Source organism: Pseudomonas sp. GW822-FHT02D10 (genome assembly GCF_058802345.1).
Map to the genome: position 1 here is coordinate 538179 of NZ_JBXAOB010000002.1, position 6468 is coordinate 544646.

At 60.3% G+C, this 6468-nt stretch carries 4 protein-coding genes; 1 reads left to right on the forward strand and 3 read right to left on the reverse strand.

The window, feature by feature from the left end:
- Positions 1-47: 47 nt before the first annotated feature.
- The 3 genes from ligB to AC1RPZ_RS05755 all read right to left on the reverse strand — a co-directional run bounded on the left by ligB (position 48) and on the right by AC1RPZ_RS05755 (position 4094).
- Positions 48-1730, reverse strand: a complete 1683-nt coding sequence (gene ligB, locus AC1RPZ_RS05745) for an NAD-dependent DNA ligase LigB (RefSeq protein ID WP_493135677.1) — start codon at positions 1728-1730, stop codon at positions 48-50.
- A 158-nt stretch (positions 1731-1888) separates the two neighbouring features.
- Positions 1889-3079, reverse strand: a complete 1191-nt coding sequence (gene metK, locus AC1RPZ_RS05750; protein ID WP_145014397.1) for a methionine adenosyltransferase — start codon at positions 3077-3079, stop codon at positions 1889-1891.
- A gap of 19 nt (positions 3080-3098) precedes the next feature.
- Positions 3099-4094, reverse strand: coding sequence for an ArsR/SmtB family transcription factor (locus tag AC1RPZ_RS05755; RefSeq protein WP_493135680.1), 996 nt, complete (start codon positions 4092-4094; stop codon positions 3099-3101).
- Positions 4095-4367: 273 nt separating this feature from the next.
- On the opposite strand from AC1RPZ_RS05755, the gene tkt reads away from it, so the two are divergent.
- The gene (tkt, locus tag AC1RPZ_RS05760) at positions 4368-6365 is read left to right on the forward strand and encodes a transketolase (RefSeq protein ID WP_493135682.1); all 1998 of its coding nucleotides are present in this window, start codon (positions 4368-4370) and stop codon (positions 6363-6365) included.
- The last annotated feature ends 103 nt before the right edge of the window (positions 6366-6468 follow it).

The following is a 6468-nucleotide window of genomic DNA, read 5'->3' on the forward strand; positions in this document are numbered from 1 at the left end:
AGCGCATCGATACCTATTGGGTTCAAAACTGCCGGATCTCTGAACATCTAGAAACCGTCTATTCCGGCAGCGCGTAATTGTTCGCTCAAGGCCAGAACCTGCGGGTCGCGGAAAAATGCGCTCAATTGCGCCGCGCGCCCCGGGCCGATTCCGGCTTCGGCCTGCCATTGCTTAGTGTCTCGTTGCGCCAGTAATTGCCATGAGTCTGCAAGTCTGGCCTCGCCCGTGGGCGGCAAGCCCAACGCTTTCAGCCAACGTGAAAAGGGCTGTTGCCGGGCGCTTTGCAGGCTGTTCAGCAAACGGACGCTGCTGCGCTCGCCGAAGCCGTCAATGTTAGCAAGCTCTTGGGCATCGAGGGTCAACCAATCGAGCAGCCCCTTGAGGCGGCCGGCGCTGATCAGCTTTTCCCAGGTGCCGGGACCTAGATGGCGCAGCGCCAGGCCTTGCTTGCCACTGAGCCAGCTCAGTCGTGCGAGAAACTGGCTTTCGCAGCCTGGCGTCGGTTGCCAGCAACTGAGGTGATGGAAGTCTTCTGCACGCGGCGCGCTCACCTCTGGCCGTTCAGTGCTGCGCAACACCACGCTGTCGAGCCGTGGGATGGTCAGCCCGGCAAGGCTGATGGCGACCTGATCGCCGGGACGGATATCCATGGCCTGCCAGCGCTGAAGCGAACTGACGCTCACCCGTTTGATCTGCCGGTCATCCAGCGTCACCGGAGCAAGCTCCAATACCGGGGTGATGCGTCCGGTGCGCCCGATCTTGAAATTGACCTTGCGCACTTCGGCCAACGCCTGGGCGAAAGGGTATTTCCAGGCCACGCTCCAGAACGGAGTTTTTGCCTGCCAGCGCTCTGCCGTCGGGCGCTGGCTCTGACGCAAGACAATGCCGTCGCTGGCAAATGGCAGGGGCGTGCGATACCAGTGATCACGCCAGCGCTCGGCGTCGGCAAAAGCGCTGACGGGTTGGCTATAGCGCTCACTGTCGGCGAAGCCCGACGCTTTCAGAAAGGCCAGGCGCGCCGGCAAGCTGGCCGGACCTTGTGGCCAGTCCCAGACGAACAGTCCGATTCCGCTGGCGTCCTCCCGGCTCAGCTCTTTGCGGGCCATCAACCCGGCCACGGCGCTGCGAGCGTTGAGGCTGCCGCTTCGGGCTTGCACGTGATCGGTCAGGCGCCAATAGAGCTCGCCTTGCAGTAGCAGGTCCAATGGTTGTGGTAGTTGCTGGGGGATCGCGGCGATCTTGCGCGCCGAGGGGGTCCAGTCTTGACCGTTGATGCCGTCCCCGCGGCTGATCACTTGCTGCAGTTGACCTTCACGGTAAATCAGCGTGACCGCCACACCATCGACTTTAGGCTGAACCCAGATATCGTCGCGTGGCTTGAGCCAGGTTTCGACGGCGTGACTATCGGTGAGCTTTTCCAGGCCGGTGTGGGGGATCGGATGGGTAACCGTGCCACGGGCGCTACGCAGCGGGTTTTCAGGCGTTGAAGCCCAATTGAAGCATGTTTGCCAGGTCGCAAGGCGGGCGCGGGATTGGTCGTAGAGTTCGTCGGCGACCAGCGAGCGTCCCTTTCGGTGATAGCTGTCGTCCCAGCGTTCGATTTGCTGTTGCAGCGCGGTGATTTCGGTTTGAGCCCGGATAGGGGGCCAGTCGGGGCAGTTGCTTGCATTGGCATTCAAGTGAACAAAGGTCAGCCAAAAACCGATCAACAGACGAAGCGTGGGCAGCATCATGAGCATCCTTGCTCGAGTTGGATGCCTGAAGGTTAGATCAGCTGTGAAGCCTACGAGCGCAGGTAGTTTTCAGGGTGTGTCGAGACCGGGTCTGCACCCATGAAAAAGCCCCGCACGGCGAACCGTGCGGGGCTTTTTGTGCAGCCAGGAAAGTCTTACAGACCGGCAGCGGCGCGCAGGGATTCGGCGCGGTCGGTTTTTTCCCAAGTGAAGGTGGTGAAAGTGTCGTCACCCACAGTCTTGGTTTGCGGAGTACGACCGAAGTGGCCGTAGGCTGCGGTTTCCTGGTACATCGGGTGCAGCAGGTCGAGCATGGTGGTGATTGCGTATGGACGCAGGTCGAACACTTCGCGGACCAGTTTGACGATCTTGTCGTCGCTGATCTTGCCGGTGCCGAAGGTGTTCAACGAAATCGAAGTCGGTTGAGCGACGCCGATGGCGTAGGAAACCTGAATCTCGCAACGCTCGGCCAGGCCGGCAGCCACGATGTTCTTCGCGACATAACGACCGGCGTAGGCAGCCGAACGGTCAACCTTCGATGGATCTTTACCGGAGAACGCGCCGCCGCCGTGACGAGCCATGCCGCCGTAGCTGTCAACGATGATCTTGCGGCCGGTCAGGCCGCAGTCGCCCACCGGGCCACCGATAATGAACTGGCCAGTCGGGTTGATGTGGAATTGGGTGTCCTTGGACAGCAGTTCGGCAGGCAGCACGTGCTTGACGATCAGTTCCATCACGCCTTCGCGCAGGTCTTTGTAGGACACTTCCGGGTTGTGCTGGGTCGACAGTACAACGGCGTCGATACCGACAACCTTGCCGTTTTCGTAGCGGCAGGTCACTTGCGACTTGGCGTCTGGACGCAGCCAAGGCAGCAGGCCGGACTTACGGGCTTCGGCCTGGCGCTGAACCAGTTGGTGCGAGAAGGTGATCGGTGCTGGCATCAGCACGTCGGTTTCGTTGCTGGCGTAGCCGAACATCAGGCCCTGGTCGCCGGCGCCCTGGTCTTCAGGCTTGGCACGATCAACACCCTGGTTGATGTCGGGGGACTGCTTGCCGATGATGTTCATCACGCCGCAGGTCGCGCCGTCGAAGCCGACATTCGAGCTGTTGTAGCCGATGTCGAGGATCACGTTACGGACGATGTCTTCCAGATCGACCCAGGCCGAGGTGGTGACTTCGCCGGCGATGATCGCCACGCCCGTTTTCACCAGAGTCTCGCACGCCACGCGGGCGAACTTGTCTTCAGCAATGATGGCGTCCAGCACCGCATCAGAAATCTGGTCGGCGATTTTGTCCGGATGCCCTTCAGACACGGACTCGGAGGTGAAAAGGGAGTATTCGCTCATCTCGATGTTTTCCTACAATTTACCGATGGTGAGTGTCGCCAGCCGGTCGCTGAAAATGGCGGACCTGGATCTGGAAACCATTACGTAAGCCTACATAGAGGCTTTCCCCGGGAACGAGTCCCGCAGCGGTGGCCCAACGGGCCAAATCGTCCTGTTCAAACCCCAACCAAAGATCACCGCAGGCCTCCCTGGCCCAACTTTGGTTGTGGCTACATAACTCTGTCACTAACAGGCTACCGCCTGGTTGCAGCAAACCGGCCATGTGCTTGAGTGCATCGGCTGGCGCGGCGAAATGGTGCAAGACCATGTTCAGTACAACGCAATCGGCCTCAAGGCTTACGCCATCCAATGCATCGGCCAATTGCAGGCTGACGTTAGCCAGCGTTTCACGTTCGCAGACCTGACGCGCCAGTTCGAGCATCGCCGGGCTGTTGTCGAGCGCCGTGACCTGGCTGAAGCGACGCGCCAGTTCCGGCAGAAAGCTGCCATCACCGGGGCCGACTTCAATCGCCGTGGCGCCTTCGCTGAAACTCAACTTGTCGAGCAGCGCCAGCACGCTTTCGCGGTACTGCGCCAGGCCGGCGATCAAGTCTTGCTGGGCGCGAAACTTTTCCGCAATCCGTGAGAAAAAATCCTGGCTGGCAGCGGCTCGTTGCCCGTGGACCTGGCTGATCCGTGCCTGCACATCGCTGGGCAGGGTCAGGTTGTCCACTTCTTCGAGCAGTGCCGTGTGCAGCTTGCCGCCCAACAATTCAGAGTGGGGCAGAGCACGGCGGTAAAAAATCGCATTGCCTTCGCGGCGGGTCGCTACCAGGTCAGCCTGGGCCAGCACCTTCAAGTGGTGGCTCATGCCCGATTGGCCGGTGGCGAAGATTTGCGCCAGCTCCAGCACACCGAACGAATCGTTGGCCAGTGCGCGCAAAACGTTCAGCCGCAACGGATCGCCGCCGGCCTTGCACAGGGCCGCCAGCTCATCGCAATCGTCATGGCGAATGGAAGGCACGCGTAAGTTCATAAGGCCAGCAGTCTAGTGATGCGCCGAAATCCCCGCAAGGCCAATATCAAAAAGTTTTGATATTGCTCGATGGATGGCACTTCCTGGGCTGCGCTTCACTCTACAAACGAAGCGCGGAAAGGTTTCACCAGGCGAATCCGCATTTATCCACAGGAAAAACACCCCGGATCGACTATCTGTCATTGCCCCGAGGCGTCCGGGTGAGGGAAAATGCTCGCCTTTTTTCCGTTCCGTTTTATTCACTCTCGATTCAGAATCCGCAGGAGAACAGCGATGCCCAGCCGTCGTGAGCGTGCCAACGCCATTCGTGCCCTCAGCATGGATGCCGTGCAAAAAGCCAACAGCGGCCATCCCGGTGCCCCTATGGGCATGGCGGATATCGCCGAAGTGCTTTGGCGTGACTACCTCAAGCACAACCCGAGCAATCCATCCTTTGCCGACCGCGACCGGTTCATCCTGTCCAACGGTCACGGCTCGATGTTGATCTACTCGCTGCTGCACCTGACCGGCTACGACCTGTCGATCGATGACCTGAAAAGCTTCCGCCAACTGCACAGCCGCACCCCGGGCCACCCGGAACTCGGCTACACCCCGGGTGTTGAAACCACTACTGGCCCGTTGGGTCAGGGCCTGGCCAACGCCGTGGGTTTTGCCTTGGCAGAAAAAGTCCTGGCGGCGCAGTTCAACCGTCCAGGCCACAACATTGTCGACCACCACACCTACGTGTTCCTGGGTGATGGCTGCATGATGGAAGGCATTTCCCACGAAGTCAGCTCCCTGGCCGGTACGCTGGGCCTGGGCAAACTGATCGCCTTCTACGATGACAACGGCATCTCCATCGATGGCGAAGTCGAAGGCTGGTTCACCGATGACACCCCGAAGCGTTTCGAAGCCTACAACTGGCAAGTGATCCGCAACGTTGACGGTCACGACCCGGAAGAGATCAAGACAGCAATCGAGACTGCACGCAAAAGCGCGCAACCGACGCTGATCTGCTGCAAAACCATCATCGGCTTCGGTTCGCCGAACAAGCAAGGCAAGGAAGACTGCCACGGCGCTGCACTGGGTGACGCGGAAATCGCTCTGACCCGTGAGGCACTGAAGTGGAACCACGCTCCGTTCGAAATCCCGGCAGACATCTATGCCGAGTGGGACGCCAAGGAAGCCGGCCGCGCGGCCGAAGCCGAGTGGGACCAGCGTTTCGCTGCCTATTCCGCCGAATTCCCCGAGCTGGCCAACGAGCTGGTTCGTCGTTTGAGCGGTGAGCTGCCAGAGGACTTCTCGGAAAAAGCCTCGGCCTACATCGCTGAAGTCGCGGCCAAAGGCGAAACCATCGCCAGCCGTAAAGCCAGCCAGAACGCCCTGAACGCGTTTGGCCCGTTGCTGCCGGAAATGCTCGGCGGTTCGGCGGACCTGGCCGGCTCCAACCTGACCCTGTGGAAAGGTTGCAAAGGCGTCAGCGCCGAAGACGCCAGCGGCAACTACATGTACTACGGCGTTCGCGAGTTCGGCATGACCGCCATCATGAATGGCGTTGCCCTGCACGGCGGCCTGGTGCCTTACGGCGCCACCTTCCTGATGTTCATGGAATACGCCCGCAACGCCGTGCGCATGTCCGCCCTGATGAAGCAGCGCGTGATCCACGTCTACACCCACGACTCCATCGGTCTGGGCGAAGACGGCCCGACTCACCAGCCAATCGAGCAACTGGCCAGCCTGCGCTGCACGCCGAACCTCGACACCTGGCGTCCGGCCGATGCGGTTGAATCGGCCGTTGCCTGGAAGTGCGCTTTGGAGCGTAAGGACGGTCCTTCGGCACTGATCTTCTCGCGTCAGAACCTGCAGCACCAAACCCGTGACGCGGTGCAGATCGAGCTGATCAACCGTGGTGGTTACGTGCTCAAGGATTGCGCAGGTGAGCCTGAGCTGATCCTGATTTCCACCGGTTCGGAAGTTGGCCTGGCGGTTCAGGCCTACGACAAGCTGACTGAACAGGGCCACAAGGTGCGCGTGGTTTCCATGCCGTGCACCAGCGTGTTCGATGCTCAGGATGCCGGCTACAAGCAAGCGGTTCTGCCGTTGCAGGTCAGCGCTCGTATCGCCATCGAGGCCGCACACGGCGACTACTGGTACAAGTACGTGGGCCTGGAAGGCCGCGTCATCGGCATGACCACCTACGGCGAGTCGGCGCCTGCGCCGGCCTTGTTCGAAGAGTTCGGCTTCACCCTGGAAAACATCCTGGGTCAGGCTGAAGAACTGCTGGAAGACTAAAAACACGACGCGGCGGTTTTATAACCGCCGCGGTCCCTGTGTAGGAGCTGCCGCAGGCTGCGATCTTTTGATCTTCGGTTATTAAGATCAAAAGATCGCAGCC